Raw genomic sequence first — 23,600 nt, 5'->3', positions numbered from 1 at the left:
GTTTTCTTCGTGCCATCCTGAGCTGTTACCTGAACCGTTACGATATTCACTCCGACATTTAATGTTACTTTAGTGGCTTGTCCGCTAGTGGCCTCCGTTTCTTTAATCTGAATCGTCGCATTTGCATCTGCTACTGTCGCCGTGACATCCAGATCCTTGACGGCATTCCCTACGTTAACAGTATAGCTTACGTTATCGGGGGTAAAGCTTGGTGACAGTATTCCAGAATTCAGCGTCAGGTTGCTTAAATCCGCATTCGACGAAAGCACTGGTGCAGAGATAAATCCCTTTAATGTTGGATATTTACCCGATTGAATGTCCCAGATGGTTGTATCCCATCCTGCAAAAGTAGTTGGATCCATCATTTTACTAGTCGTTTTTCCAATAGGAGTTGAACTCAATGTCCCGGAATAATTTGTACCATATCTATTCGTTCCTGAACTTTCAATATCCCAATAAGAATGACTTAAGTAAGCTGTTCTTCCTGTACCAGGATTCGAAATTCCCAGAAAACCGCCGGTAGTAGCTCCAGATGTTCCAGTTACCTTGCCCGTTGAATAGAGGTACTTACTAGTAGTTCCACTGTAATAACCAATTAAACCACCAATTGCATTATCTATTCTATTAGACGTAGTACCTGATACATTTCCTGTTGCATAGCTGTTTTCTACTCCTCCTCCTATTCCAATTAAGCCACCAACCCAATTGTACCCGTGAACGTTTCCAGTAGCGAATGAATAACGGATAATTGAATTACCACCAGAATAGTTCTCGTTCCTCCCTACGAGTCCACCTGCTCCTTGGGAAGTGGAAGTCACACTAACAGCTGACATACTATGATCGATAATCCCCATGTTATGTCCGACAAGACCACCAACTTCTCCTATGCTATTATACGCGGCAGTTGACTTTACATAGCTTGTATCATCGAAGGGATCTACAGAACTATTAGTGATCGTTCCGTCATTTCCACCTGCAAGGCCACCAATGTTTGAATTGGCCTCTACCTTCTTTATTTTCACATTTACACGATCAATTGTACCTGAATTCCAGCCAACCAGAGCTCCATAGTATTGTCCACTTCCAGTTATACTGATGTTCTCCAGATTAAGATTTTTAACAATCCCATCCGGAGCAATATCGCCTAAAATTCCACCATACAAGCTAGAGTCATTGGTAATATAGGTCAAATTTCTGATTGTATGACCGGCTCCATCTAGAACACCCTGAAAATCTGAGCCAGGGTAATATCCAATGGGTATCCAGTTCGTTTCGTTACTAAGGTCAATATCTGCTCCAAGCTTATAGTAACCGGTAGGCTGTATATTCTTTAAATCTGTTACTGAATGAATAATATAGGGATCATCTTTCGTACCTGATCCCGCAGCAACAGCTGTAGCCTCAGGAAAGAACTGTACAAATAATGCGTATAGAATGGAAATTACAACTAACCGCCTAATGTAATTCATATTTTTTATCCCCATTCTGAAAAGATTCTATTAAATTAGGTTTTTCATTCGGTTCGATCACCCCACAGCTAAAATAGTATGATTATTATCTTTTAAATCTCCCAGATTGAGCATCCCTCCCCCGGTTCTGAGACAAATCCCCTTAAGACATGATTGGGTAGGGTGAAATGAATACCCCCCATCTTCTTAAATTAGAACAAGAGATTAGGGATTTTAGTGAGCGTTTCCCTAAAGTTTCTGACTCACAGTTTCCCGACGCCACTTCAAATAATGTAGGTACATTTACCCAATCCTCTACATTATATTACAATTTTCTTCATTCTGAATTGTTACTCAGTAAATTTAAGGAAAACTTAATGTTAACTTTCCAAAACAAAAAACCTGAGGGTTGAGAGTTAATCCCTACCCTCCGGCTCTTTTAAAAGAATGGGGTCTAACCCGTTCTTTCGCAGTTGTTGATCGTTCGCAGGCCTTGGCGGCGATTCTACCAATTAGGTCCCTGACCTGCTTTATAATCTTCGTCCGGTATTCTATAACGGATTCCATATTCAATTGAAACCATTGGGCAAGATGTTAAACATCTTGATTCTCACCCGAAAATCTATTACTTCCATTAGCCATACTGAACCACCGATAAAAAAGCATTGGAGAAAGTGTCAGTGTTTAAATGGATGTATTGAATGTTGGGCGCCATTGTAGCGATCTTCCACTCAAACTGAAGAGGATTCTTCTCTTTTTAATTCTTATCCTTACTCTGTTCCTTTAAGGCCTCCCGAAGAGATGAGTCAAAGATTTGAACTGAAATATTAGGCTTAGTTATCCGCTTATCCACGTATACGAATCGATGGCCTCCATAAGAACCTCTTAAGTCAATTGGGGTCAATCGCCCGAAACCCGAGGTAATACGGGGTCTGACCCCATTTTGCTCCACCGCCGGTAACATAAAAAGATAGAGGTGACGATAACCAAAGAGGTCAGACCCCACAAAAACCGTGGGAGTCATACCCCTTTGAGAGAGCCCTGCAAAAGTAACCCTTTTGAAAAAGACTTAGTGGGGTTAGTCAATTAAAACGAGTGAAATTATAAAAAAATGCAGTCAACCTCCCTAGGAGGCTGGCTGCATTTTGTCTATTAGCCTTATTATTCGTTTGACGTTTAGATGTTGTTTGTAACCAAAAAACGATTGAGTCGAGCTTTTCCATCCAAAGCGAGCATCCGGGTCAATAGCGGACATGACACCTTTATTTGCAAGTAACCGTTCATCTTCCACGATCTGCTTGGCTATACTTACTTTCTCGGAAATCGCTCCTTCGTGATCAGGGAGCAAGGTTTCAACCGTTTCACCCAATTCAGCTAAATAGTGAAGCCGAAACCGCGGTGGGAATGCCCAAACCTCTGGTACTATCCACCTAACACCTAATTGTTACAAATTTCAAAACTACTATATTCCTGTTTAGTATAGTGTTATACTGCAAACAGATAATGGAAACCAACTGTTTCATAATCCTAAAATACTACATAAAGGCAAACCTATTGAAAGGTGGGGACGCAAAGCCACAAGCCTAAGGGAGAAATTCTATGGCGGTTGGGTTGCCAAGAGGTTCGATAACGAATGCTAAGTTATTCCTTTTTGGAATAGCTTTTTATTTTTATTACCATTAAAACATACTAGGAGATCCGATCCAAATGAGCAAATGTCCTTTTTCGATGGCTTTTACGTTCCTCGGTATCGCGCGAAAGAAACCCAAAATGGATTCTTTGCTTGAACAAAGTAAACGGATTCATGGTAAGATGGTCATCGATGACAGAGAGATTAGTAGACAGTTAGACATCATCTCCTTATCTGAAGAAGACTTAAAATTAGTGAAGCTGATTCAACCCCTCATCATTCAGAAAATGGATGACATCGTTCAGCAGTTTTATGGAAATATCACGAAACAGTCCAATCTATTGGCTATTATCACACGGCATAGTACGGTAGAGAGATTACAAGGAACCCTAAAAACCCATATTCAAGAGTTATTCAATGGCGAGATTGACGAGGAATTTGTTAAGAAAAGAATTCGAATTGCCCATGCCCATGTCAAGGTTGGATTAGAGACCAAGTGGTACATGTGTGCTTTTCAGGATTTGTTTAGCTCGATCGTAGCCATCTTGGACAAGCATATTGAAAATCGCACGGATTTAATAGGTGCCATTATGGTGTGCAGCAAGCTGCTAAACTTTGAACAACAACTTGTATTAGAGGCTTACGAGCAGGAACATCAGCGAATCCGCCAGGTTCAAGAGGAAACGAAACAAAAAGTGAATACAGCTGTTCAACAGGCCGTCGAATCGTTGGCTGCAGTTTCGGAAGAAACGAGTGCCTCCGTACAAGAACTCTCCGCCCAGACAGATCATATTATGCATTTTGCAAAGAGAGGCAGCAATCTTGCCATCGCTTCCGAGGAGCGCTCCATCAAGGGGAAAGGATTAGTAGAGAATCAACAAGAGAGCATGGACTCCATCCGTGACAGGATGAATAAAATTCTGCAGGATTCTGAGGATTTACAGAATGTCTCAAAGAAGATTCAAGATATTGTCGGGATGATTACCTCTATTGCCGATCAAACGAACCTTCTTGCCCTGAATGCAGCCATTGAGGCGGCACGTGCAGGTGAGTATGGGAAAGGCTTCTCGGTCGTGGCGGGTGAAATTCGAAAGCTAGCCGATCAAACGAAGCAATCCATCTCCGGTGTTTCAGCCTTAGTAGCCCAAACGGATACCCAAGTCTCTCATGTCTCTCAGTCTGTTCAATCGATCCACAGCCTCATTGAAAGCGGGAATCAATATGTAAGCCAAACGGTGGAATGTTTTGATGAAATTCTAGAAGCTATGTGTCAAACGAAAGAACAAAATCAAGCCATTGAAAAGGAATTAGAGATGTTTGTGAAGACGCTCGCTGAAATTTCCGAAGCTTCATCCGAGATCGCCTATTCTACCGATTCATTAAATCAAACCACAAATGAATTGATGTAATAGGGAAAGCCTTTTGCTTCATGTAATAGTATGTGAAAAATTGAACATTTATAAGGTTAACACCTTATCTATAGTATAAATGGAGGTGTGGAAAACATGACAACCTTAGTGATGAAGCTAGATGCTTCCGATTATTCCCTAGAAGATGGACGAATGGATGAGAATGACGCCTTGGTCATCCGACAAAAGATCATTAATGAAATGAACGAAGGAACTCTAGAATTTGTACTTCTTGTAGAGAAAAACCCACGGATCGATAAATCAGCCCTTCTTGTTCTGGCTGGAGTTTGGAAGCTTCTATTTTTACAAGGCGGAAGGTTGCAAATCGTCGGGGTAGAACAAGAAACTCGTCAATTCATTGAGGAGATGGGCTTATCTCCCTTTCTATTAGAAACCTAGCTGTCTTTTTGGCAATTTTTAAGGAGGTCCTGATCTTTCATGAGGTTCCTAACATTAGAACAATCCATCAAAAGGTATAAGGAGATTGAGTTTGCTCTCAATGCGTCTACGATTCTAGCGATCACAGATGAGCGTGGCATGATAACGGACGTCAATGATGCCTTCTGCCGCATTTCTCAGTACTCCCGAGAAGAACTGGTTGGCCAAAGTCATCGTATCATCAATTCGGGGCATCATCCCCCTGTTTTTTTTCAGGCGTTATGGGAGACCATTCGGTCTGGTTCCCTTTGGGAAGGAGAGGTCAAAAACCGTGCAAAGGATGGCTCTTGTTACTGGGTGAAGACAACCATTGTCCCATTGCTCAATGAGGAGGGAAAACCTTACCAATACATCTCCATTCGAACGGACATTAGTGAACAGAAGAGAATGAAAGAACAATTGAGGGAGAGCGAGCAATCCCTATCCACTCTCATTGATGCTATACCAGACTTCGTATGCTTTAAAGATGGACGGGGAGCTTGGATTAAAGCGAATGAGTATGCCCAAACCCTCTATGAGTTGAAAGGTCTAGACTATCAAGGCAAAACTGATCTAGAGATTATGGGGCATGATCCTCTTAGGTCAGAACCAGCTTTACTCTGTATGGAATCTGATGAGGAGACCTGGAACCGAAGGGAGACTGTTCGGTCTGAGGAAGTCATCCCCCTGTCAACAGGGGAGAACCTGATCTTCGATGTGATTAAGGTGCCTGTTTTCCGTTCTAATGGAGATCGAAAAGGCCTCGTGGTTGTAGGAAGGGACATTACGGAAAGGAAAAAAGTCGAAAGGTTAAATGAGTATCTTGCCTATTCTGACCCCTTAACCCATGTACCCAACCGGAGGTTCTTTGAAGAGACACTTGATGAAATGCTGCAGGTTGCAGCGGATACCAACGAAGAATTCGCTGTCCTTTACCTTGACTTGGATCGGTTTAAATATGTGAACGACACGCTCGGTCATGCCATAGGCGATAAGCTTCTTCAATCTTTTTGTCATATCATTCTGCAATGCAAAAGAGAGGGAGACTTTATGGCCCGGATGGGCGGAGACGAATTCACTTTACTCGTCAAAGGGTATAAAGATCGTGTTGAGGTCAAAGCTCTGGCAGAAAAGCTGATCCATAGGATCAAGGAGCCTATCATTGTAGAGGAGTATGAGCTTTTTGTTACAACAAGCATTGGCATTTGCTTCTACCCCTCTGACGGAGAGGACGCGCAAAGCTTAATGAAGAACGCTGATGCGGCGCTTCATCAAGCAAAGGAAGAGGGAAAAAATAAATTTTGTATTTTTAATTCAGAAATTAACAAGAAGGCCAGGAAAACCTTCTCAGTAGAAAAGGAACTGCGAAGGGCGCTTAATCACAATGAGTTTCTTATCTATTATCAACCGCGAGTTAACATTCATTCAGGCAAGATCATCGGAGCTGAAGCTCTCATTCGATGGAACCATCCTGAATGGGGCATGGTTTCTCCTGGTGAGTTCATCCCTCTCAGTGAGGAAACCGGTCTCATTATCCCCATCGGGGAGTGGATTATCCGCGAGGTTTGCCGGCAGGTCAAGGATTGGAAAGCACAAGGTCTGCCCTTGATTCCCATCTCTATTAATATTTCAGCTAAACGATTTATGCAAAGAGATTTCATTACAGAAATCAAGCAACTATTGGACGATTATGATCTAGACGGACCTCAGCTCGAGTTGGAGGTAACGGAGACCTCTTTTATCAGCAATCCACTAGCCGCCCAAACGACGATGACAAAACTGGATGAGCTCGGAGTGAAAGTAGCCTTAGACGATTTTGGGACGGGGTATTCTTCGCTTTCTTATCTCACCCAGTTTAAGCTCCATACGCTAAAAATCGACCGCTCTTTTATTCAAGATTTATCTAAGGATGACAAAGTCAGAGTCATCACCACATCCATTATCCAAATTGCAAAAGGGCTCGGGATGGAAATTGTAGCCGAAGGGGTAGAAACCGAAGAGCAACTTGTCCTTTTGGAGCAATACGGATGCGAGCAAGTCCAAGGCTTTATCTATAGCAAGCCTGTCCCAGTAGACGAATTTGAGCAACTTATCACCGAGGGAAGGCTTCAGCCACTTGGAAGGAGCTGATCCCGTTCTTCCTATTCCTAGCAGGAAATAAGCGGAGAAATTTCTCCTATTTCTAAAAACGAGGTCATTGGGCGGCGAATAACGGGAAAGACTTCCGTTATTTGCCTAAATTACAAGGAAAAAGTGGATTTTCCACTTGTTAACGGAACATTCTCCGCCTAATTTGCCCTCCATTCCTTCAATTCAACAAATAGCGGAAATTTCTCCCCTTAACTCTGCAACTGGAAAAAGGGGTAGTCCCTCACTCCCTACTCTCCGGCTCTCTTGGAAGAATGAGGTCTGACCCCGTTCTTGGGTTTGCCCCAAATCTAGGGTGGATCCCGAACCGCTGGGATTTCTCGAATTCGGGTGGAATTTCTCGAGTATTTCTCGAGTTCCACTCAGAATTTCTCGAAACCGCGGCGGAATCTCTCGAAACCCGGCCCAACTCCCCCATCCCTCACTCCCTACTCTCCAAGCTCTCTTGGTAGCACCACCTCCACACTCGTCCCTTTCCCCACCTTACTCGTGATCCGGATGGTCCCTTTATGCGCCTCGATGATGCGGTAGCTCACCATCAGGCCAAGCCCCATGCCTTTTTCCTTCGTGGAGTAGAAGGGCTCACCCAACCGCGCCAGTCTCTCTTCGGGGATGCCGCCTCCCTCATCGGTGAACCGAAGAAGCACATGATCGGGATCTGGCTGGCTGACATCAATGGTTATGTCCCCACCCTTTGACATCGACTCTATCGAGTTCTTCATAATATTGATAAACACTTGCTTCAATTGGTTTTCTTCACAATAGATCGGGGGGAGTTCATCAGGAATGTTCGTTTTGATCTCTACATTGTTCATGATCGCCTGTGTATTGGCAAGCGTTACAACATGATGAAGGATGGTTGTAAGATCTTTCTTTTCAAAATGAAGCACCTGCGGCTTGGCGAGCATCATGAATTCACTGACGATAAAATTAATGCGATCCAGCTCGGAGAGCATGATCTCATAGTAATGCGTGTTTTCCTTCGCTTGTTCCTTCAGCAGCTGCACGAACCCCGTTAGGGTCGCCAACGGATTTCGGATTTCATGAGCCACCCCCGCGGCTAGCTGCCCCACGATGGAGAGTCGATCGGATTTTCGTAGCATGTCCTCCGCCTGTTTCCATTCGGTAATATTTCGTCCAATCACGATAAGGCCTTTTCGGGACCCATCCAGGAAAGAAGTCGGAACACGAAGCACATCGAAGGTCAGACGACCTCCGTCGGGTAAAGCGATCACTTCCTCTGCCCGAACCGGATGACTTGACTTCAGCGCCTCCTGATCGCAGCCATAGCAATAGAGGAAGGCTTCTTGGTAGTAACCGCCCAGCTCCGCGAGGTCCTTGTCCGTTTTTCCTTTATAAGCTACATTCTCTAGTTGAAAGAGTTGAATCGCGAAGGCATTCGCCTCGACCCAGCGGCCTTTCGCATCTTTATAGCAAACGAAATCGGGGATGGTATCTATAAGGTAGCGTAGCTGCTCTTCCCGCTCCTGCCATAGCTCCTTCGCTCTTCGCTCGGTTTTAATCTGACGATAGATTAAGAAATAAAGTAAACATACGGTAGTAATAACAAAGATGAGTTCCACAACACTATGGACTACTGAAAATCTCTCCGAATCATATCCATACTTTACCAACACTTTTCCCGAAAAAAAGATCCACCCCATCGAGATGATGAGGTAGAGAAGTGGAACTTTCAATGAGGTGACCGCCGGCTTGCTGTTTGTCTTATTCATGGGTCGTTCGCATTATTCATCGGGAGTACGATCGAGAAACAACTTGGTTACCGAGGTGTAGTCGCCTTCGGCTACCTCTTCGTCGGTTGCATCCTCTTCCAACTCATCGATATCAAGTCCCGGTGCAATGGTTGGCTCTGTATGTTGGTTTTTCGGGTCTTTTGGCATGATAGCATCCAGCTCCTTCTTTTTTGGATTAGTATGTTACCAAAATATGGTTTCTATACAAAAAAGGGCTGCCTGGCAATCGGCCTACCAGAGCCCTTCAAACACTCGCTTATCGATCAGGTTCGTATCCACGGGACAGGTTTCATGATCCCGACCGTACTGCCAAGCCCACACATTCGCAGAACAAGATGGGGCTGCCGGTTGGTATTTAGGTGCTTTCTTCGCTCCCAAGGTTCCCACTTCCGGTTCCGCGCTCCATAGCACGAGCTGAGCTTTGACCTTTTCGTCGTTCTTCACCGCCTCACAATAGGCTTCACTAAACATCCCCTTTACCGGATCATGATAAAGTCCCGGCTTATAGCCACTCGGATAGAATCGGTCTACCCAACCCCGGATCCAGGCTTCATCAATTTGGAAAAAGTGCTCGACATTCCCGAAGGCAAAAGACCCTTTTGGAAAACCTAGTCGCTCCAAGTGAAAAATCGTGTTTGCTGCCGCTACACGCCCCTCCCAGTAGCCAATGGCTTCTCGAAATACGTTATAGATCGGCATCACCTTGACCCCTTTCCGCTGCAAGAAGCTGATTTCTTCCGGTGTTAGACCGTCGCTTACATTAGGGACCGTCGTGAGGTACCTCCCCCAATATCGCGGATAGCCAAGATGCGTGACGACACACTTAAAGAGTTCTTCCCCTACGCGAACCGCCGAATCGACACCCCAAAGCATACATCCCCTCTCCCTTCCAATAAAATTCTACTATATGGTATGTAGGCCTATAGACAAATGTCTCTGATATGTTATGGTATAAAGGATTTATTCGCACAATAGAGATAGGACTTATTTGGAGGTTTTGGTTTCATATGCAACGTTTGTCAAATAAAGAAACTTTTATGATTGGTTCCATGCTGTTTGCCCTGTTCTTCGGCGCAGGAAATATGATTTTCCCCCCTGCCTTGGGACAAGCAGCCGGGACAAATATGAGCATCGCCATCCTTGGCTTTTTAGTGACGGGGGTTGGACTGCCTCTGTTGGCCGTGGCAGCCATTGCTCGCTTTGAGGGTAATCTGCAAATTCTCGCCAGCCGGGTCCATCCTTGGTTTGCTGTGGTGTTTACGTTGATGGTTTTTCTGGCGATCGGTCCGTTCTTAGGCATTCCGCGCACCGCGACCGTGGCCTTCGAGATGGGGGCATTGCCTTTCCTACCTGTAGGGACTAATCCACAAGGTGGGCTGTTATTCGTTTATACCCTTCTGTACTTTGGGCTAACCTTCTGGCTGTCTTTGAATCCTTCTAAATTAGTGGAGAGAATCGGGAAAGTGATCACCCCCGTGCTGCTCGTGGTCATTGGAATCCTTGTGGTGCGTACGATTTTTTCTCCATTAAATACTTTCGGTCCACCCGCGGATGCCTATGTGTCTTCTCCTTTTTTCACCGGATTCATTGAAGGCTACTTTACCTTGGACGCTCTCGGTGCTCTCGTATTTGGGATTGTGGTGATTACGGCCATTCGGGAACGAGGGCTAACAGATACTCGTGGGGTAACATCGGCTACGATAAAAGCTGGATTCATCGCCGCGACCGGGCTGAGCTTGGTCTATGTTGCCCTCGGGTATCTGGGAGCGGCTAGCCGAGAATTGCTCGGTCCGATGAGTAATGGAGGCGAGATTCTCTCGGGTGTCGTGGGACATTTACTGGGATGGGTAGGAATCGGATTGTTGGGGTTGGCGATCACCTTGGCATGCTTAACGACATCTGTCGGATTAGTGACAGCATGTGGGGAATACTTCGTCAAGTTGATGCCGCGGTCCTTTTCGTATCAGGCCTTGGTTGGAGGGCTCTGCTTATTTAGTATGGGACTCGCGAACCTCGGGTTAAACCAGATTCTCGCTTACTCGGTTCCACTCCTTATCGGACTTTACCCCTTGGCTATGGTATTGATCGTGTTGTCTTTCTTCGATCGATGGCTGGTTAAAACCTATGTGTATTCAGGGGCCATGATCGGCACGGGACTAGTAAGTATTGTAGATAGTTTGCAGAGAATGGTGTTGGATATATCCCAGGTGGTGTCGTGGTATGAGTGGCTGCCTCTCTATGAGCAAGGGTTGGGGTGGTTAGTTCCAGCGCTGATTGGGGGCTTACTGGGCTACTTCGTGCCCGTAAATAGGACTCGTGAGGAGAAGAAGGTGGCTTAGTGTTGAGAAATAAAATAACCGGAAAAATTCCGGTTATTTTTCGTTTTTGCTTTGAAAAGGGGAAAATAGGAGGAAATTTTTCCGTTATCTAACGTGAAGAGACCATTTTAGGTGATTTTCAGGTGGATAGGAGGAATGGGTGCCGTTATTTAGACCCGAAATACCCAAATTTATAAAAATAACAGGAATTTCTCCTGTTATTTTTAGGAAGAGGCCTGCCAGCTACAATAGTTTGCGTAGCAACGTTTTGCCCTTCTCGGTTATCCTTAGTCGGTTCGTCCCCACTCGCTTTATATCTTCCTGTTTCAAAAGCAACTCAATCCGACTACTCGTTCTGGGGTCATCCACTTCCATATAGAGATCGTGCTGGGTTAACTCGCCTTTTTGATCTAGCAACTCTAGTATCTTTCTAGCTATAATCATCGTATGAACACCTTTTATCTTTAGTTTCCATTGCCTTTCACAGCACAGATACGTATGATGGAACTTAGGTAGTAAGCTTAATCATAAGGGATATTCGCTTGCTTTTGCAAGCGTCAATTATACATTCGAGGAGGGAGAACATGCACGCGCGAGCTTTTGGCGACTTTTTACGAGAGTCTAGACTTCAGCAAAAATTATCGATTCGAAAACTTGAACGTCTTAGCGGCGTGTCCAATGCCTATATCTCCCAGATTGAAAACGGGAACCGTGGCATCCCTTCCCCCGAGATCCTCCGTAAAATAGCAGAGCCTCTTGGCCTTTCTTATGAAGAGTTATTGGAAAAAGCGGGATACGTGGATACCCCCACATCTGATTCTATGGACTTAGAAGAGGTCTTTAAAAATATTTCGATCACCTTCAAGGGCAGGGAATTAAATGATCATCAAAAGAATTCGATGTTGAATTTTGTGAAAACGCTTATCGAAATGTCCGAGGAAGATTCATAGAGGCTTTCCCTCTATCATCTGTTCAAGCAAGGTAGAGATAGCCTCAAACAGCTGCGGATATTGTTTGGCGCGTTCCGCACGCTGAATAATACTGATTACACCGATTGAGCGACCTTCGGAAATGACAACGAACGTCTTACAATGAAGGGTAACTGGCTCCCCTTTTTTCGTCCAGGATCGATATTGGAATTCTACACTCCTCTTCGTCTCGAGAAATTCCTCATAATGATGAAATACAGTCTGCTGGGTTCCTTCATCCATAAGCCGGAACGCTTGGGTTCCGATAATCTCCTCTGGATTATATCCTAGTACATTCTGAATGCCAAAAGAAACGTAGCGTGTCTTCCCTGAGCGATCAACCAGACAGATAAACTCATCTAGTCGATTATCCCAAAATTCAACCCAATCCCCAGATATTGTACTAATGACTTTTGCAATTTCCAAGATAAGCCCCCTCCCTCCCATTGCGCGAAATGCCCAATCTATTTTTCTTTGTGTATAATTTACCATTTTTTTATATTTTTGTCGTTATCTAGCTGTGAGTTTGATGCAACCTTCTCTGTTTTACTATCCACCCATGCATCGCATATTCGATGATGCCAAGGCTTATACCAATTGCCGCTGCTCCTGGCAGAGTGATTACATTCCCTGGATGGATAAAGGGCAACATCCACGTGGTCGCAGTCATAAACAAGCTTCCTTGGATCGTCGCTAGCTCATTCCCAAACAGGGGAAGAATCGTTTCATCCGCTACCACTCCAATGAAGATAAAGAGCGTGCTAAGCACTGCCGCAGGAACCCATGACGAATATTGAAGTTGTGTGGGAAGAATCTGCTCTGCACCATAGATCACACTTGGAAATAATAGGATCTTATATAATAGGTTAATAGTCACTCTTTTTCTTAGGTCCATAGACTCACCCTCTTTATATTCTCTCATTCTCGACAAACTCCCTTCTTTTCATGCGAAAGTTGTTGATCGATATTCATTTACCTGCCAAATATTTCTAATTTATAATAAACTTTGTTACTTAATGGGAAGGAGTCCTCTGTAATGAAAAGAATACTGTCCCTTATCGTTATTTTGTGCTTACTGGCTGGCGTTGACTCCGCATGGGCTGCGGAAAAGAGTGATCAGCTTATTATTATCAATAAAGCAACAAACAAACTAGCGTTTTACGAAGATGGGAAACTCCTGAAGACCTTACCTGTCGCAACAGGGAAGAAACAAACGTATACGCCTGAGGGAACCTTTCAGATCGTGAATAAGATTAAAAACCGACCTTATTATACAGGAAAGATCGCAGGAGGAGACCCGAAGAACCCGCTCGGCGACCGCTGGATGGGCTTGAACGCTCGTGGTACGAAGGGCGATACGTATGGCATCCATGGCAATAACAACGAAAAATCCATTGGCAGCTATGTCTCTTTAGGCTGTGTCCGCATGCATAACAAGGATGTACGCTGGCTGTTTGATCAAGTAAAAGTCGGGACGAGCGTGGTTATCGCCAATTCGAAGCTTTCTTTTGCTGATATAGCCAAGTCCAAGAACTTCACGGTGGAAGCAGACCCGGTACATCCACCTGTACAACCTGTCATCACTGCTCCTTTGGAAAAAGTGGACGTCCGTCTCACCCTGACTAAAGACGCCAAACTCTACAAGAAACCTGCTACTGAGCCAACGCCCTATACCCTCTCCCCACAACCCGTTCAAGCGGTGGAGAAGCAAGCGGATTGGTACCGAGTCAAAACCTGGACCGGAGAATTATGGCTGAAAGCGGATCAAGCTATCATGGGGGAGATCGTAGCCGTGGAGAAGAAAATCCGAATGGAGAAGGTAGTGCCAATTCTTGAGCACCCCTTTGCGAACAGCACCAAGAAAGGTACTCTTTCTCCCCAAGACGTGGTCGCTTTTGAAGAGTGGAATGGCTGGTACCGCATCCATAGCTGGGTTGGTGATGTCTGGTTTGATGGGAAGACGGGTGTGACCGTCTTGGAGGAACTAAAGGTGGAAGAAGCAGCCGTGGAGGAAGCCCTTGTGGAGGCTCCGGAAGAATTGGTGGTTGATTAATCTTTTTTGGAAATGAAGAGGTTTGGAGCCTGGTTTTTAGAAAAACAAACCCGATCCAAGGTTGGATCGGGTTGTTTGGTGCCTAGGGATGATTATTTTTCTTGGTAAGACTCCTACTTTTCTCCTTAAACGTCAATCGAGCCCCGCCAGAACGCCTCCCACATAGCGATGATCACGAATTTTTCATTATACTCACGAATCGGCTGCTTTTTGTCACGATTTATCGTTCCAAACTCACAAGCCTGTACCCATTACAAATAACTTGCACTTAAACTCACGAAATTCGGCCTAAAACTCACGTACCAACAACCATTTCAAATAAAAGCAGCCCTTCCCTGCCCCAAGTGACTTCATAAGTAAACATTCTCACGAAAACCGCCACATTCTCACGAACAATCGTTACTAAGTCACGAACCCGTTAGGATTACAAATTAAAAAACGGGGCCAGATCCGCTTCATCTGACCCCGTTTGTATCATTAAACCTTTTTCGTATCACCAAAATAGACTTCTACGACCATCGGCTGGGTTTTTCTCGTTTCACAGATGTTACACACGTGCAGAGTCTCGCTTATGTATTCGTTTAATTCACGTCCGCAATCAATACAGTATTGGCTTTTCATGGCTATCCCTCCGCGTTGTCATGTTATTGTCTTAAAGTATTTGCAAAAAGGATGCCAAACAACCCAGCCAACCGAACCCCCCTTTCCGTTCTAAATAATGCAACATATGAGTGAATTCTGACTAATATTGGTACCTTCACCAAACAATAAGTGCCCAATTTCCAGCGTTACGCTGAATATTGGGCACACAATTTATTGCACCTGCCGCTGTAAACGACGGATTTCTTTTCTTTTTCGGTACATCACGAGACCTGCGTATACTAAACCATAACATACGATGGCCATTCCAAGTCCATCTAGAGCACTGCCGGTTAGAAAGACGAGTCCATGTTCCTTGATCGAATCCAGCGTGAAGAAGGACTCCATCATCAACGCTCCTTGCTGGTTGAACAACATCGCCCCCACCTTGTAGTTTAGGACGAGAAAAAAAGGGACGATTAATTTTCCCAATGTGAAGCCGATCAAGGATACCGGGAAAGAACCCCTAAACCACTTGATTAACGGAAATAGCATTAAAAAAGCTAGTCCCATCGTAGGTAGGGTGATGAATTCGATAAACAGGCCAATGGCGAAGCTCCGAGCAATAAGCGAAGTGGCCCCTTGGGCTCGGATGAGCTTGAGGTATTGTAGTCTAATGATTCTGGTTAGTTTTCTAATCATACTTGCCTCCACTCGCTCTTATGAAATGGGAAAAATGGGGAAACCTATAATTATGGAACTTGATGCGAATGAGGTGATTCTTACATGGTAAGATGGAAAATGGCTAGCTTAGTCCTACTTCTCGGTGTCCTACTGTTCACCGGCTGCACAGCTCAAACGACTCCTCAAGATCATTCATTTATTGTCAATCAACTGTCTGGCACAACGGGAACATCCTTTAACGGGGAAATGATTCGCACCCGCAGCTATGATGGCGTCCGCAACTATATGGATGACAATGTAACCATCTTCGTCACTGACGAACGTGGCCAAACGATCATGCTAAACAGCAATCCCCCCCGATAAGAGGGGGATTAACTCTACTTTAGCATTCCCCAAATCTTACGGATGGCCACAGCAAAAAGCAGGCCAAACACGATGCCCACCGCATCGATCCCGACATCGGCCCACTTCGCCGTTCTCTCTGGATTAAACGATTGGTGCCATTCATCCAGCATAGCATAAATCAACGAGACTATGAACGCGATCCAGAAATTGTATTTCTCCGTTCGCCAAGTCAAGGTAAGAGCCCAATAGACTAAAAAGGCCAAAACAGCAAACACGAAAATATGCGCTCCTTTTCGAATAAAGAATTCTAAAAATCCCTGTACGCCTTTCGTTTGAATGCTAATTTCGCTTCCATTGTAATTTACTCTTACATGCTGGAGCCGCTCTTTAAGCGCCGCTTCTGGTACATTCTGTTTTAGCCAGGGACGCAAGTCCTGATTGGAATACGGTTCAGAAGAAAACCAAAAGATGATCGCCATCCACAGCACGACCGGAATCCAAACCAACCTGTTCCCCATCGTAACGCCTCGCTTTTTTCCTTTTCCTTATTATAACAGATAATTAACCGCCCCCTTGCATATACATGGCAAAAGACAGGCTTTTTCGGAGGTGGACCCTTATGTTTAGGCCTAATCGCCGCAAGCAGCAGCTTCAACAGATTGGTTGGTTGAGTCTAGCGGCGCTTCTCGTTGCCACGCTTATCACGTTTTATCTGTTTCCCAGCTCCTCCCCTAGTTCAACAGGCGAGTCCCTAACCCCACAACAAGTGGTAGAGCAATTTTATCAGTACGAACAAACCGGCGACTTCGGCAGTTCCTGGGAGCTTTTTCACCCCTTAATGAAAGAGAAGTTTTCTAAAGAAAGCTACATTCAGCAACGAGCACATGTGTTCATGCAGCACTTTGATGTAACGACTTTTGATTATCAATTGGGTGATCCCGTTTTGGTTCAGGAATGGAAAATGGGCACGGCCTCACCAGCCCTGCCCCAAGTTTATAAAGTGCCTGTCACCTTGTTTTATCCCAGCGGGATCTTCGGCGACTTTTCCATTCAGCAAGATGTCTTTCTAGCCCTTGAGGAAACCGAGTACCGCATTCTTTGGCCCTATAGTCAATAAATCCACTTACCCTGCCCGCTGATCCAGTATCGCTTGTTTAAGCAACTTGGCTCGCTGGGCTTTTTTTCTTAGCATGAACTCTTGTCTCACCTGGTTGGTGAGGCTCGGGTTCAGCCCGCTTTGCTGTGCGCTTCTTTTCATAGCTAGCTGGATCTGGTCAAATTGCGCATCAACCGCTCCCTCCAGCTTATACATCAACCATAAGTGGTAAAGAGCGTGTTCTCGTTCGAAGGAATAGGTGATAAGCTCACGCATTTCACGCGTGTATTCCTTTTCGATATAGAGAAGCTGAGGGACATATTTCTCTTGAAGCGATTGATACGCAATTCGTTGCGGACTGGAAACGATGCTTCCTACCTTGACGCTAATTCCACCGGCTTGAGTGGTTCCTTGCGAGAAAAAAGGGGTGGGTGGAGGTTTGGATGTGAAATAGGTTAAGCTGTAAAAAAGCGGGACTAGAACCAAAACGGCTAACGTCATCGCCTTCCAATTGAGCTTGGTGTTTTTTCGAAAATGGGAAAGAGAGATGACAGCAGGAACGCTAAGTCCTGCTGCAATCCCTAGAAGATTAGCCACGGCATCAAGGAACTCCGTATCCCGATGACGGTCAAAAAATTGACGGTACTCATCCAGCACTCCCATAAATAATAAAATAAGGGCAATCCCAAACAGCCTAGGCAAGCTCTGACTTCGCGGAGAGAGCTTGCAAGCTATACTTCCTAGAATACATGCCATCGTTCCATAGAAGAAAAAATGATAGATTTTATCGATCCCGATCATGGCGTAGAACTCACCTCTTGTGATCAGTATAGCCAAGGGGACCTGTTTCCTATCCTCTACGGAAGGATCACGATATTCGTCGAGACCGGTCGTTCTTTCCCATCCGAAGGTCGATTGCGAATCTTTCCATCATAGTAAAATGCACTCGATCCCCCGCCATCGAGGTTATAGGCATCTCGCACTTTAAACTCCAGCAGCTTTTGTTGCGCCTCTTCTAAGGTAACTCCTTCACTCCAGCCTTTTCTCCGTCCATCAATGACGATCATCAGCAAGTCCCCATTCGAAAAGTGACCAATCAGCGTTCGTGGATGCTTCTTGTTGGCCCAGTCCTTCGGAATCGGCACCTTGCGGCCCCCTTCTAGAAGAGTAGGGAGAAAGCTCGCCCCCTGCAGGATGCCCATCTTTTCCAACTGCTCACGGGATTGAATTTTACCCCCAACCAGTCTTCCTTGCTGGTTAAACCCGACAAAACTTAGCGTATTGGAGGTTGAAAAGGTTTTGATCTGGCCATCCACCACCGTGATTCCAAGGGGCACGGACGCGCCTTGGGCATTCTTCATGAATCCCCCCGCATTAACCGCGAGTACGGCCTGTTTTCTCTTCGCCGCCTGGCTGGTGGTCTCTCCTTTACTGGTTAAAGAATCCTTCGCCAGAACCATCTTCAAGGCATGCGGGTCATGCAGCTTCACTTTGGCCATGAAGCCCTTATACCCTGACTCCTCGAGGGAAAACACTTTGATCGTCGCCCGTTTGCCGAAGGTTTGTCCGATTGGTTTTCCCAACATACTACTGAGAATCTGATCGAGGACATCCTCACTTCTCTTGACTTGAGATTGACTTGCAGCCAATAGTTGATCGAGTTGCTGCTGTTGCTCCTCCATCTCCTTCTTCTCCAACTCAGCTCCCGTTTGGATCTTCGTGATCAGTTCTTGGGATCCTTTAATCTGTTCATAGACGTAGTCCATTTGTTCTGTTAAAGGGTCACTTGGGAACGCAAGGGCGGTTGTTGCGTTGTCTAGGATAAAAGGATTCTCTTCCTGAAACGCAAACAAAAAGCCCAGCAAGGGAGCGATCAAAAGCAAAAAGAACCAGTGAATCTTAGTGTGCACGGGCCGCTTCCTCCAATTGCTTCAAGGACGTCTTCAATTGATTCAACTGCGTATCTAACACCGTCATTCGTTCCTGCAGCGCTTTTTTCGTTTGATTCGACCCATTCAGCGTTTCATCCGCAAAAGCCAGCTCCTCCTTGATCGCCCCAAGCTCTTCCTGTACCTTAAGCAGCTCCGTTTGGATCAGCGCCACCTGCTGTTGATTCAGTTGCTTAATCTCACTTAACTGCTGATCGACATAGCTGCGAGTTTCCTGAATATATTGATTCGCTAAGTAATATCCTCCGTAAAGTAAACCTCCCCACAGCGATAAGGCTACAATCGAGAGGATGGCTTGTCCAATCCAATTCTTCTTTTTTCTTCTCCGCACGGACGATTCGATTGTTGTTTCTGTAGTTTCCGTTGTCGCTTCCATGTTTCCCCACATCCTATTGTTTTAAAAATTTCCAGAATCAAGTATACCATATCCATGAAAAAAAACGCCCTCTTGGACGTTTTCTACTGTTTCTTTTTATCCGCTTCCTCTTTCTTCTTCTCTAGAAACTGACGAAACTCTTCTTTGCTTTTTTCAGAGGCCATTGCTTCCTTCACTAGCCTATAAGTTTCGAGATCCATGTTGTTTTTCGGTTTCACGTATAGGCTCGCTCCTTTGTCACTGAAATGGGCATTCTTAGTTAACAATTATACCACGAAATGAAAAGAGAGATCTACTTCTTCTCAAGTAGATCTCCCCCTATGGCTGTATTCAGTGCAAGACAGGGTCATCTAAATAATCATAAAGGATGTCCCATCCTGCGTTGGGCTCAAAATAAAACGTCGTCGTCGTTGGATGCTCGATGAATTCCACTCCACGATCCATCATCTTTACCATAGCTAGCAGCCCTTGGGCCTTCTTCCGATAACGAATTTCCCCTGTTTCATCATACTTTCTCATGTTCTCACGATACATTCTCATTAAATCCACTTTAGGAGTACCACCATAATGACAAACGAATGCGGCCATGTTCTCAAAGGTTAACATCTGCACTCACTCCTCTTCTATTTGGATCTACTTCTATTATAACTTAGAATTCGACCCAAAAGGCTGAATGCGCTTACTGTTCACAAAACGTTACCAAAGAACACTCTACGCCCCATCGAATAGAATAGGATGAGGTGATCAAATGGCCTATTCTATCATTGTCTCTTTGAAGAAACGCCAGCTTTATCTGCTTCGAGACGACATCGTGATTCGTGGTTTTCCTGTTGGCATCGGTAAAATGCTGACCCCCACCCCGCAAGGGGAGTTTAAGATCATCAATAAAGCCCCAAACCCTGGCGGTCCCTACGGTGCCATGTGGATGGGGCTAGATCGTCCTGGCTATGGCATTCATGGAACCAATGCCCCTTGGAGCATTGGCAGGCAGGTATCCAAAGGATGCGTCCGCATGTACAACGAGGACGTCTTGGAGCTGTCGAAGATTGTTCCTATTGGAACGAAAGTCATGATCCGTGAAAACTAGTAAGAGTGGCTGCTCGCAGCTGATTTAAGTATTTTGCGCTTTGAACCATTTCTGTGCAATCCAGCACATTTTCCAATCCAATTTCAAAAATATAATCTCTTCCTTCGAGAAACGGAAGAACACCCGCCCACTCCACCTTGCCCTTCCCTAAAGGAAGCGAGTCATGGCCGGCCCCCATACTATCTACCACATGATAATACTGGATAAAAGGAGAAGCTTCAGCTAACCGTTGCTGGAGCTTTTCGTTGTCTCCTTCAAGGGAAATAAAGGAGTGGCTAATATCAAGGCAAAGAGGCAGCTCCAATGGTTTCACCAGCTCTTGAATAAAGGAAGGATTCTCACCTGAAAACAAGCCCTTCGTCGTATTTTCCCATAAAAACCAGTCCCCCGCTTCCTCCCGAATCCTCTCGATTCTCTTTCGAAGCTTTTTCCCCAGCCAAAAGAACCCCGGTCTAGAGCACTCCGTGTTCGCATAATGGGCATGGACCACGCATTTTACCTGCTCCTTCTTGCACAATTCCGCAAGAATCGAACAAGACCAGTCATAGAAATCACGTCTCTTAGGATCCTCACTTAAGATGTCGAGATATCGCCCCCTCCATCTCATCGGATGATGCAAATACACGCGAATTCCTCTCTTCTTTAACATCCGGATCACACGGATGATGCGTTCTGGACGATACATATCATTTTCAAACAGCTGAATCTCAACAATCTCAGGCTGATATCGCAAACGATCGACAAGCTGTCGGGGCTCGAGGGCACACTTCAATCGAACAAGGTTCACCTTTCCACCACCTTATTTAAAAGCCTATGTTAAACCTATTCCATGATCCCCCAAAATATTTATTGTTCTTTTGTAAAGGGTTCGTAAAGGAATTTTCTAAATATTTCATTGACACACGCTTCACATAGGTGTAAATTACACATAGGAATATACTTGCAGGGAGGAACCCCCATGGTAACCAAAAGGAAAAGGAAGATGGATAAGATGAACGAAAACCAGCAGCTCGTCGAAACTATAACCGCTGTTGCGGAGGTGGACATCTCCGAAGAAGCAGCACAGCAAATCGAGAAGCAATTAGCGGTGGAGACCAAGGAAATCAACGAAGCAAGTCTTGAGCAGAGCGTTGCTAAGGTCCCAACGGAAGATCAGCTGGAAGTGCAGTCGGAAGATCGATTGGAAGATCAATTGGAAGTTCATGCAGAAACCCAAACAGAATCTCAAACAGAACCCACCCAAGAATCCCACACCACGTCGCCCGACTCCGAGAGCGAGCCTGTCCTAGAAGACTCCGAGAACAATCCATTGCTCACAGCATGGACCCAAACCTACCACTCAGCAAACCTCATACAACAAGAATTAGAGAACTGGAGTCTGCAGCTCCTCGAACAGCAAAAAGTCCTTTCACAGCAAGTCATTCAGCAGTCTGAACAACCATGGAATCAACTCATCAGCAGCATGAGCACCTTTTTCCCTCAGAACGCTGATGTGCTGACAGAAGCAGGCAAGGGATACATTAACTTATGGATGAATACACAGGATCAATATGAATACATGACGAAAGCATCAATTGAACAAAATAAACTAGCCCGCGACACCATGCAATCTTGGGTGGAAAGCTCCGTCGTTCAGTTGCAACAGATGAGTAAATCGTTATATCCCAATAAATAATGGAAAGGCTGAGCCTACAGGTGTTGGGTTCAGCCTTTCTTTATGTCCTCCCACCCGCAAGCCCCAGAGGGTCAAAAAACAGGAGCTCCGAGATAACCGGACATTTTTCCCTTATTTTTAAAAAGTAGCCAAAAACACCCTAAATAGCGGTACAAATTCCGCCTATTGGCCCCGAAACCCCTAAGATCAGCTACTTTCGAGCAAATAACGGAAAATTCTCCTCCTATATCCCCCTTTTCAGGGTTGAATCTTGAATTAGAGGAAAAAACTCCGCCTATTTTTCTAGAATGTTATGAGGGAGCTCAGATCATCTGGTTACCCCCTACCTCCTCCGGGTTCCCCGAGGGCTCGAACTCCGAGATAACCGGACGTTTTTCCGTTATTTTCAAAAAGTAGCCAAAAACACCCTAAATAGTGGAACAAATTCCGCCTATCGGCCTCGAAAACCCTAAGATCAGCTACTTATGAGCAAATAACGGAAAATCTTCCTGCTATATTCCCCTTTTCAGAAGTGAATCTTGGATTAGAGGAAAAAACTCCGTCTATTTTTCTAGAATGTCCCGAGGGAGCCCCCGAGCTACCAGTTAGGACCCAAGGCTTAAGCCCAAAAGTTCAGCTTACTTCTAGGCCAGCCCGTCTAAATCCATCCCTCCCCTTTCTGTCTATGTAGTCTCTCTACTGTTCTAATAACGCTTCCAATTGATCGACCATGTCATCAATAATCTGTTTGGCATCTGTTGATTGTTCTTCTTGGACCTTATGGTAGATACGTGTGAGGATCTCTAAAATGTTTTGGGGTTCTAAGTTTCCGAAGGATCTGTTCATCTTGGATAACTCCTTATCACTGGTTGCTAATTCATTATATGTGAGAGGACTCCAAAGGGTTAGGCGCTAGCCATTACGGGATACATGGAATTTTGTTTCAGCCACTTCATGGTTGACCTGCCAGAATGCGTGGGTTGAAGCCCTTTCTTGAACACCTGTATAATGGCACAGGAAAGGGGGAGGAACAATGATGATGAGAAAAAGCTTGTTGTTCACATTCTTCGTTCTGGCCGCGTTGTTTATGACGTTGCCGATGGAAAAAGCGGAGGCAGCACCAACGTTAAAGGTCGGCAGTACAGTTGGAGATGTATGGGACTTACAGTTCCGTTTGAATATTTTAGGATATTATCAACAAAAACCGGACGGAGTATACGGCCTACGTACCTCGGATGCGGTGCGTAGATTCCAAACGTCCTATGGACTTCCTCCTGATGGGGTTACAGGTCCTAAGACATGGAGAGTATTAAAACGAATCTCCGTCAATCAAAAAGAACTAGATATCATGGCTAAGATTATCCATGGTGAGGCTCGCGGTGAATCTTACAAGGGTCAAGTCGCCGTTGGGGCAGTGGTCATGAACCGAGTGAAATCGCCGCTCTTCCCGAATAATGTAACTGCAGTCGTTTTCGAACCACGTGCATTTACAGCTGTAGATGATGGCCAGTACTGGCTCACTCCCAACTCCACTTCGTATCGAGCAGCGATCGATGCCATTCGTGGATGGGACCCAAGCGGCGGGGCATTATACTACTTTAATCCGGATACCGCCACATCCGCCTGGATCTGGAGCCGTCCCCAACTCTTGAAGATCGGTAAGCATATTTTTTGTTCATAAAAGT

28 protein-coding genes, 1 pseudogene and 1 riboswitch are annotated in these 23,600 nt (G+C 45.2%); of the genes and pseudogenes, 11 read left to right on the top strand and 18 right to left on the bottom strand.

The window, feature by feature from the left end:
• A partial coding sequence (locus tag EIZ39_RS24155; RefSeq protein ID WP_205668636.1) for a GLUG motif-containing protein occupies window positions 1-1,469 on the bottom strand: 1,469 nt, incomplete at its 3' end.
• A gap of 1,156 nt (window positions 1,470-2,625) precedes the next feature.
• Window positions 2,626-2,835, bottom strand: a pseudogene (locus EIZ39_RS24145) (IS5/IS1182 family transposase); the annotation flags it as partial.
• Window positions 2,836-2,982: 147 nt separating this feature from the next.
• Window positions 2,983-3,067: riboswitch (cyclic di-GMP riboswitch) on the top strand.
• Between the two features lie 88 nt (window positions 3,068-3,155).
• On the opposite strand from EIZ39_RS24145, the gene EIZ39_RS27150 reads away from it, so the two are divergent.
• From EIZ39_RS27150 to EIZ39_RS24130, 3 genes are all read left to right on the top strand, one after another.
• Window positions 3,156-4,487 (top strand): globin-coupled sensor protein, encoded by a 1,332-nt coding sequence (locus EIZ39_RS27150; RefSeq protein ID WP_129203756.1) that lies wholly within the window; start codon window positions 3,156-3,158, stop codon window positions 4,485-4,487.
• 96 nt (window positions 4,488-4,583) lie between these two features.
• Complete coding sequence (locus EIZ39_RS24135; protein ID WP_129203754.1) at window positions 4,584-4,886, top strand: STAS domain-containing protein; 303 nt, start codon at window positions 4,584-4,586, stop codon at window positions 4,884-4,886.
• A gap of 39 nt (window positions 4,887-4,925) precedes the next feature.
• A complete protein-coding gene (locus EIZ39_RS24130) occupies window positions 4,926-7,034 on the top strand; it encodes a sensor domain-containing protein (RefSeq protein WP_129203752.1) in 2,109 nt (702 codons plus the stop codon).
• 446 nt (window positions 7,035-7,480) lie between these two features.
• Here the strand turns inward: EIZ39_RS24130 and EIZ39_RS24125 are convergent, their stop codons facing one another.
• The 3 genes from EIZ39_RS24125 to EIZ39_RS24120 all read right to left on the bottom strand — a co-directional run bounded on the left by EIZ39_RS24125 (window position 7,481) and on the right by EIZ39_RS24120 (window position 9,679).
• Window positions 7,481-8,785, bottom strand: a complete 1,305-nt coding sequence (locus tag EIZ39_RS24125; protein WP_129203750.1) for an ATP-binding protein — start codon at window positions 8,783-8,785, stop codon at window positions 7,481-7,483.
• Window positions 8,786-8,797: 12 nt separating this feature from the next.
• Entirely contained in the window at window positions 8,798-8,953 is a 156-nt protein-coding gene (locus tag EIZ39_RS26915; RefSeq protein WP_164985294.1) for a hypothetical protein, read from the bottom strand.
• Window positions 8,954-9,037: 84 nt separating this feature from the next.
• A complete protein-coding gene (locus EIZ39_RS24120; protein WP_129203748.1) occupies window positions 9,038-9,679 on the bottom strand; it encodes a glycoside hydrolase domain-containing protein in 642 nt (213 codons plus the stop codon).
• A 134-nt stretch (window positions 9,680-9,813) separates the two neighbouring features.
• On the opposite strand from EIZ39_RS24120, the gene brnQ reads away from it, so the two are divergent.
• Window positions 9,814-11,145, top strand: a complete 1,332-nt coding sequence (gene brnQ / locus EIZ39_RS24115; RefSeq protein WP_129203746.1) for a branched-chain amino acid transport system II carrier protein — start codon at window positions 9,814-9,816, stop codon at window positions 11,143-11,145.
• Window positions 11,146-11,367: 222 nt separating this feature from the next.
• Here the strand turns inward: brnQ and EIZ39_RS24110 are convergent, their stop codons facing one another.
• Window positions 11,368-11,568 carry a hypothetical protein gene (locus tag EIZ39_RS24110; protein WP_129203744.1) on the bottom strand — a complete coding sequence of 67 codons (201 nt, stop codon included), beginning with the start codon at window positions 11,566-11,568 and terminating at the stop codon, window positions 11,368-11,370.
• A 140-nt stretch (window positions 11,569-11,708) separates the two neighbouring features.
• Between EIZ39_RS24110 and EIZ39_RS24105 the strand changes: the two genes are divergently transcribed.
• The gene (locus EIZ39_RS24105) at window positions 11,709-12,074 is read left to right on the top strand and encodes a helix-turn-helix domain-containing protein (RefSeq protein ID WP_129203742.1); all 366 of its coding nucleotides are present in this window, start codon (window positions 11,709-11,711) and stop codon (window positions 12,072-12,074) included.
• On the opposite strand, the gene EIZ39_RS24100 is transcribed toward EIZ39_RS24105, so the two are convergent.
• Entirely contained in the window at window positions 12,069-12,518 is a 450-nt protein-coding gene (locus tag EIZ39_RS24100) for a PAS domain-containing protein (RefSeq protein WP_164985293.1), read from the bottom strand. The two genes, EIZ39_RS24105 and EIZ39_RS24100, sit on opposite strands and share 6 nt — an antisense overlap.
• 88 nt (window positions 12,519-12,606) lie before the next feature.
• A complete protein-coding gene (locus EIZ39_RS24095) occupies window positions 12,607-13,014 on the bottom strand; it encodes a DUF2512 family protein (RefSeq protein WP_129203738.1) in 408 nt (135 codons plus the stop codon).
• A 114-nt stretch (window positions 13,015-13,128) separates the two neighbouring features.
• Here EIZ39_RS24095 and EIZ39_RS27685 point away from each other — a divergent pair, with 114 nt between their 5' ends.
• Window positions 13,129-14,145, top strand: a complete 1,017-nt coding sequence (locus EIZ39_RS27685) for a L,D-transpeptidase (RefSeq protein ID WP_129203736.1) — start codon at window positions 13,129-13,131, stop codon at window positions 14,143-14,145.
• A 477-nt stretch (window positions 14,146-14,622) separates the two neighbouring features.
• On the opposite strand, the gene EIZ39_RS26910 is transcribed toward EIZ39_RS27685, so the two are convergent.
• Both EIZ39_RS26910 and EIZ39_RS24085 read right to left on the bottom strand, forming a co-directional pair.
• Entirely contained in the window at window positions 14,623-14,766 is a 144-nt protein-coding gene (locus EIZ39_RS26910; RefSeq protein ID WP_164985292.1) for a hypothetical protein, read from the bottom strand.
• Between the two features lie 192 nt (window positions 14,767-14,958).
• Window positions 14,959-15,426 carry a DUF2062 domain-containing protein gene (locus tag EIZ39_RS24085; RefSeq protein ID WP_129203734.1) on the bottom strand — a complete coding sequence of 156 codons (468 nt, stop codon included), beginning with the start codon at window positions 15,424-15,426 and terminating at the stop codon, window positions 14,959-14,961.
• 84 nt (window positions 15,427-15,510) lie between these two features.
• Here EIZ39_RS24085 and EIZ39_RS24080 point away from each other — a divergent pair, with 84 nt between their 5' ends.
• Window positions 15,511-15,771, top strand: a complete 261-nt coding sequence (locus EIZ39_RS24080; protein ID WP_129203732.1) for a hypothetical protein — start codon at window positions 15,511-15,513, stop codon at window positions 15,769-15,771.
• 14 nt (window positions 15,772-15,785) lie between these two features.
• On the opposite strand, the gene EIZ39_RS24075 is transcribed toward EIZ39_RS24080, so the two are convergent.
• A complete protein-coding gene (locus tag EIZ39_RS24075; RefSeq protein WP_129203730.1) occupies window positions 15,786-16,271 on the bottom strand; it encodes a VanZ family protein in 486 nt (161 codons plus the stop codon).
• Window positions 16,272-16,372: 101 nt separating this feature from the next.
• On the opposite strand from EIZ39_RS24075, the gene EIZ39_RS24070 reads away from it, so the two are divergent.
• Entirely contained in the window at window positions 16,373-16,870 is a 498-nt protein-coding gene (locus tag EIZ39_RS24070) for a hypothetical protein (protein ID WP_129203728.1), read from the top strand.
• A gap of 6 nt (window positions 16,871-16,876) precedes the next feature.
• Here the strand turns inward: EIZ39_RS24070 and EIZ39_RS24065 are convergent, their stop codons facing one another.
• From EIZ39_RS24065 to EIZ39_RS24050, 5 genes are all read right to left on the bottom strand, one after another.
• Window positions 16,877-17,686 (bottom strand): VanZ family protein, encoded by an 810-nt coding sequence (locus EIZ39_RS24065; protein ID WP_129203726.1) that lies wholly within the window; start codon window positions 17,684-17,686, stop codon window positions 16,877-16,879.
• A 20-nt stretch (window positions 17,687-17,706) separates the two neighbouring features.
• The gene (locus EIZ39_RS24060) at window positions 17,707-18,759 is read right to left on the bottom strand and encodes a phosphodiester glycosidase family protein (RefSeq protein ID WP_129203724.1); all 1,053 of its coding nucleotides are present in this window, start codon (window positions 18,757-18,759) and stop codon (window positions 17,707-17,709) included.
• Window positions 18,749-19,174: a hypothetical protein gene (locus EIZ39_RS24055; RefSeq protein ID WP_129203721.1), complete on the bottom strand. Its 426-nt coding sequence runs from the start codon at window positions 19,172-19,174 to the stop codon at window positions 18,749-18,751. Before EIZ39_RS24055 ends, EIZ39_RS24060 begins: the two co-directional genes overlap by 11 nt.
• Window positions 19,175-19,257: 83 nt before the next feature.
• On the bottom strand, window positions 19,258-19,392 hold the full coding sequence (locus EIZ39_RS27435; RefSeq protein WP_240675930.1) for an anti-repressor SinI family protein: 135 nt from the start codon (window positions 19,390-19,392) through the stop codon (window positions 19,258-19,260).
• Between the two features lie 112 nt (window positions 19,393-19,504).
• Window positions 19,505-19,780 (bottom strand): hypothetical protein, encoded by a 276-nt coding sequence (locus EIZ39_RS24050; protein WP_129203719.1) that lies wholly within the window; start codon window positions 19,778-19,780, stop codon window positions 19,505-19,507.
• A gap of 142 nt (window positions 19,781-19,922) precedes the next feature.
• Between EIZ39_RS24050 and EIZ39_RS24045 the strand changes: the two genes are divergently transcribed.
• Window positions 19,923-20,261: a L,D-transpeptidase gene (locus EIZ39_RS24045; protein ID WP_129203717.1), complete on the top strand. Its 339-nt coding sequence runs from the start codon at window positions 19,923-19,925 to the stop codon at window positions 20,259-20,261.
• On the opposite strand, the gene EIZ39_RS24040 is transcribed toward EIZ39_RS24045, so the two are convergent.
• Window positions 20,242-21,048: a sugar phosphate isomerase/epimerase family protein gene (locus EIZ39_RS24040; protein WP_129203715.1), complete on the bottom strand. Its 807-nt coding sequence runs from the start codon at window positions 21,046-21,048 to the stop codon at window positions 20,242-20,244. The two genes, EIZ39_RS24045 and EIZ39_RS24040, sit on opposite strands and share 20 nt — an antisense overlap.
• Before the next feature lie 171 nt (window positions 21,049-21,219).
• On the opposite strand from EIZ39_RS24040, the gene EIZ39_RS24035 reads away from it, so the two are divergent.
• Window positions 21,220-21,936 carry a hypothetical protein gene (locus EIZ39_RS24035; RefSeq protein WP_129203713.1) on the top strand — a complete coding sequence of 239 codons (717 nt, stop codon included), beginning with the start codon at window positions 21,220-21,222 and terminating at the stop codon, window positions 21,934-21,936.
• 675 nt (window positions 21,937-22,611) lie between these two features.
• On the opposite strand, the gene EIZ39_RS26905 is transcribed toward EIZ39_RS24035, so the two are convergent.
• Window positions 22,612-22,761: a hypothetical protein gene (locus EIZ39_RS26905; protein WP_164985291.1), complete on the bottom strand. Its 150-nt coding sequence runs from the start codon at window positions 22,759-22,761 to the stop codon at window positions 22,612-22,614.
• Between the two features lie 193 nt (window positions 22,762-22,954).
• Here EIZ39_RS26905 and sleB point away from each other — a divergent pair, with 193 nt between their 5' ends.
• Window positions 22,955-23,596: a spore cortex-lytic enzyme gene (gene sleB, locus EIZ39_RS24030; protein WP_129203760.1), complete on the top strand. Its 642-nt coding sequence runs from the start codon at window positions 22,955-22,957 to the stop codon at window positions 23,594-23,596.
• Window positions 23,597-23,600: the final 4 nt, after the last annotated feature.

The sequence above is a fragment of the Ammoniphilus sp. CFH 90114 genome (assembly GCF_004123195.1).
Lineage (GTDB): Bacteria > Bacillota > Bacilli > Aneurinibacillales > RAOX-1 > YIM-78166.
Note: the sequence above shows the minus strand (reverse complement) of the source record. Positions and strands in the feature narration are given on the sequence as shown.

Coding starts and splice junctions, on each gene's coding strand:
- EIZ39_RS24130 (WP_129203752.1), top strand. CDS start 4,926: ATGAGGTTCCTAACATTAGAACAATCCATCAAAAGGTATAAGGAGATT.
- EIZ39_RS27150 (WP_129203756.1), top strand. CDS start 3,156: ATGAGCAAATGTCCTTTTTCGATGGCTTTTACGTTCCTCGGTATCGCG.
- EIZ39_RS26905 (WP_164985291.1), bottom strand. CDS start 22,761: ATGAACAGATCCTTCGGAAACTTAGAACCCCAAAACATTTTAGAGATC.
- EIZ39_RS24080 (WP_129203732.1), top strand. CDS start 15,511: ATGGTAAGATGGAAAATGGCTAGCTTAGTCCTACTTCTCGGTGTCCTA.
- EIZ39_RS24050 (WP_129203719.1), bottom strand. CDS start 19,780: ATGTTAACCTTTGAGAACATGGCCGCATTCGTTTGTCATTATGGTGGT.
- EIZ39_RS24110 (WP_129203744.1), bottom strand. CDS start 11,568: ATGATTATAGCTAGAAAGATACTAGAGTTGCTAGATCAAAAAGGCGAG.
- EIZ39_RS24055 (WP_129203721.1), bottom strand. CDS start 19,174: ATGGAAGCGACAACGGAAACTACAGAAACAACAATCGAATCGTCCGTG.
- EIZ39_RS24045 (WP_129203717.1), top strand. CDS start 19,923: ATGGCCTATTCTATCATTGTCTCTTTGAAGAAACGCCAGCTTTATCTG.
- EIZ39_RS24120 (WP_129203748.1), bottom strand. CDS start 9,679: ATGCTTTGGGGTGTCGATTCGGCGGTTCGCGTAGGGGAAGAACTCTTT.
- EIZ39_RS27685 (WP_129203736.1), top strand. CDS start 13,129: ATGAAAAGAATACTGTCCCTTATCGTTATTTTGTGCTTACTGGCTGGC.
- EIZ39_RS24085 (WP_129203734.1), bottom strand. CDS start 15,426: ATGATTAGAAAACTAACCAGAATCATTAGACTACAATACCTCAAGCTC.
- EIZ39_RS24095 (WP_129203738.1), bottom strand. CDS start 13,014: ATGAGAGAATATAAAGAGGGTGAGTCTATGGACCTAAGAAAAAGAGTG.
- EIZ39_RS24125 (WP_129203750.1), bottom strand. CDS start 8,785: ATGAATAAGACAAACAGCAAGCCGGCGGTCACCTCATTGAAAGTTCCA.
- EIZ39_RS24075 (WP_129203730.1), bottom strand. CDS start 16,271: ATGGGGAACAGGTTGGTTTGGATTCCGGTCGTGCTGTGGATGGCGATC.
- sleB (WP_129203760.1), top strand. CDS start 22,955: ATGAGAAAAAGCTTGTTGTTCACATTCTTCGTTCTGGCCGCGTTGTTT.
- EIZ39_RS26915 (WP_164985294.1), bottom strand. CDS start 8,953: ATGCCAAAAGACCCGAAAAACCAACATACAGAGCCAACCATTGCACCG.
- EIZ39_RS24135 (WP_129203754.1), top strand. CDS start 4,584: ATGACAACCTTAGTGATGAAGCTAGATGCTTCCGATTATTCCCTAGAA.
- brnQ (WP_129203746.1), top strand. CDS start 9,814: ATGCAACGTTTGTCAAATAAAGAAACTTTTATGATTGGTTCCATGCTG.
- EIZ39_RS24035 (WP_129203713.1), top strand. CDS start 21,220: ATGGTAACCAAAAGGAAAAGGAAGATGGATAAGATGAACGAAAACCAG.
- EIZ39_RS24070 (WP_129203728.1), top strand. CDS start 16,373: ATGTTTAGGCCTAATCGCCGCAAGCAGCAGCTTCAACAGATTGGTTGG.
- EIZ39_RS24105 (WP_129203742.1), top strand. CDS start 11,709: ATGCACGCGCGAGCTTTTGGCGACTTTTTACGAGAGTCTAGACTTCAG.
- EIZ39_RS26910 (WP_164985292.1), bottom strand. CDS start 14,766: ATGAAAAGCCAATACTGTATTGATTGCGGACGTGAATTAAACGAATAC.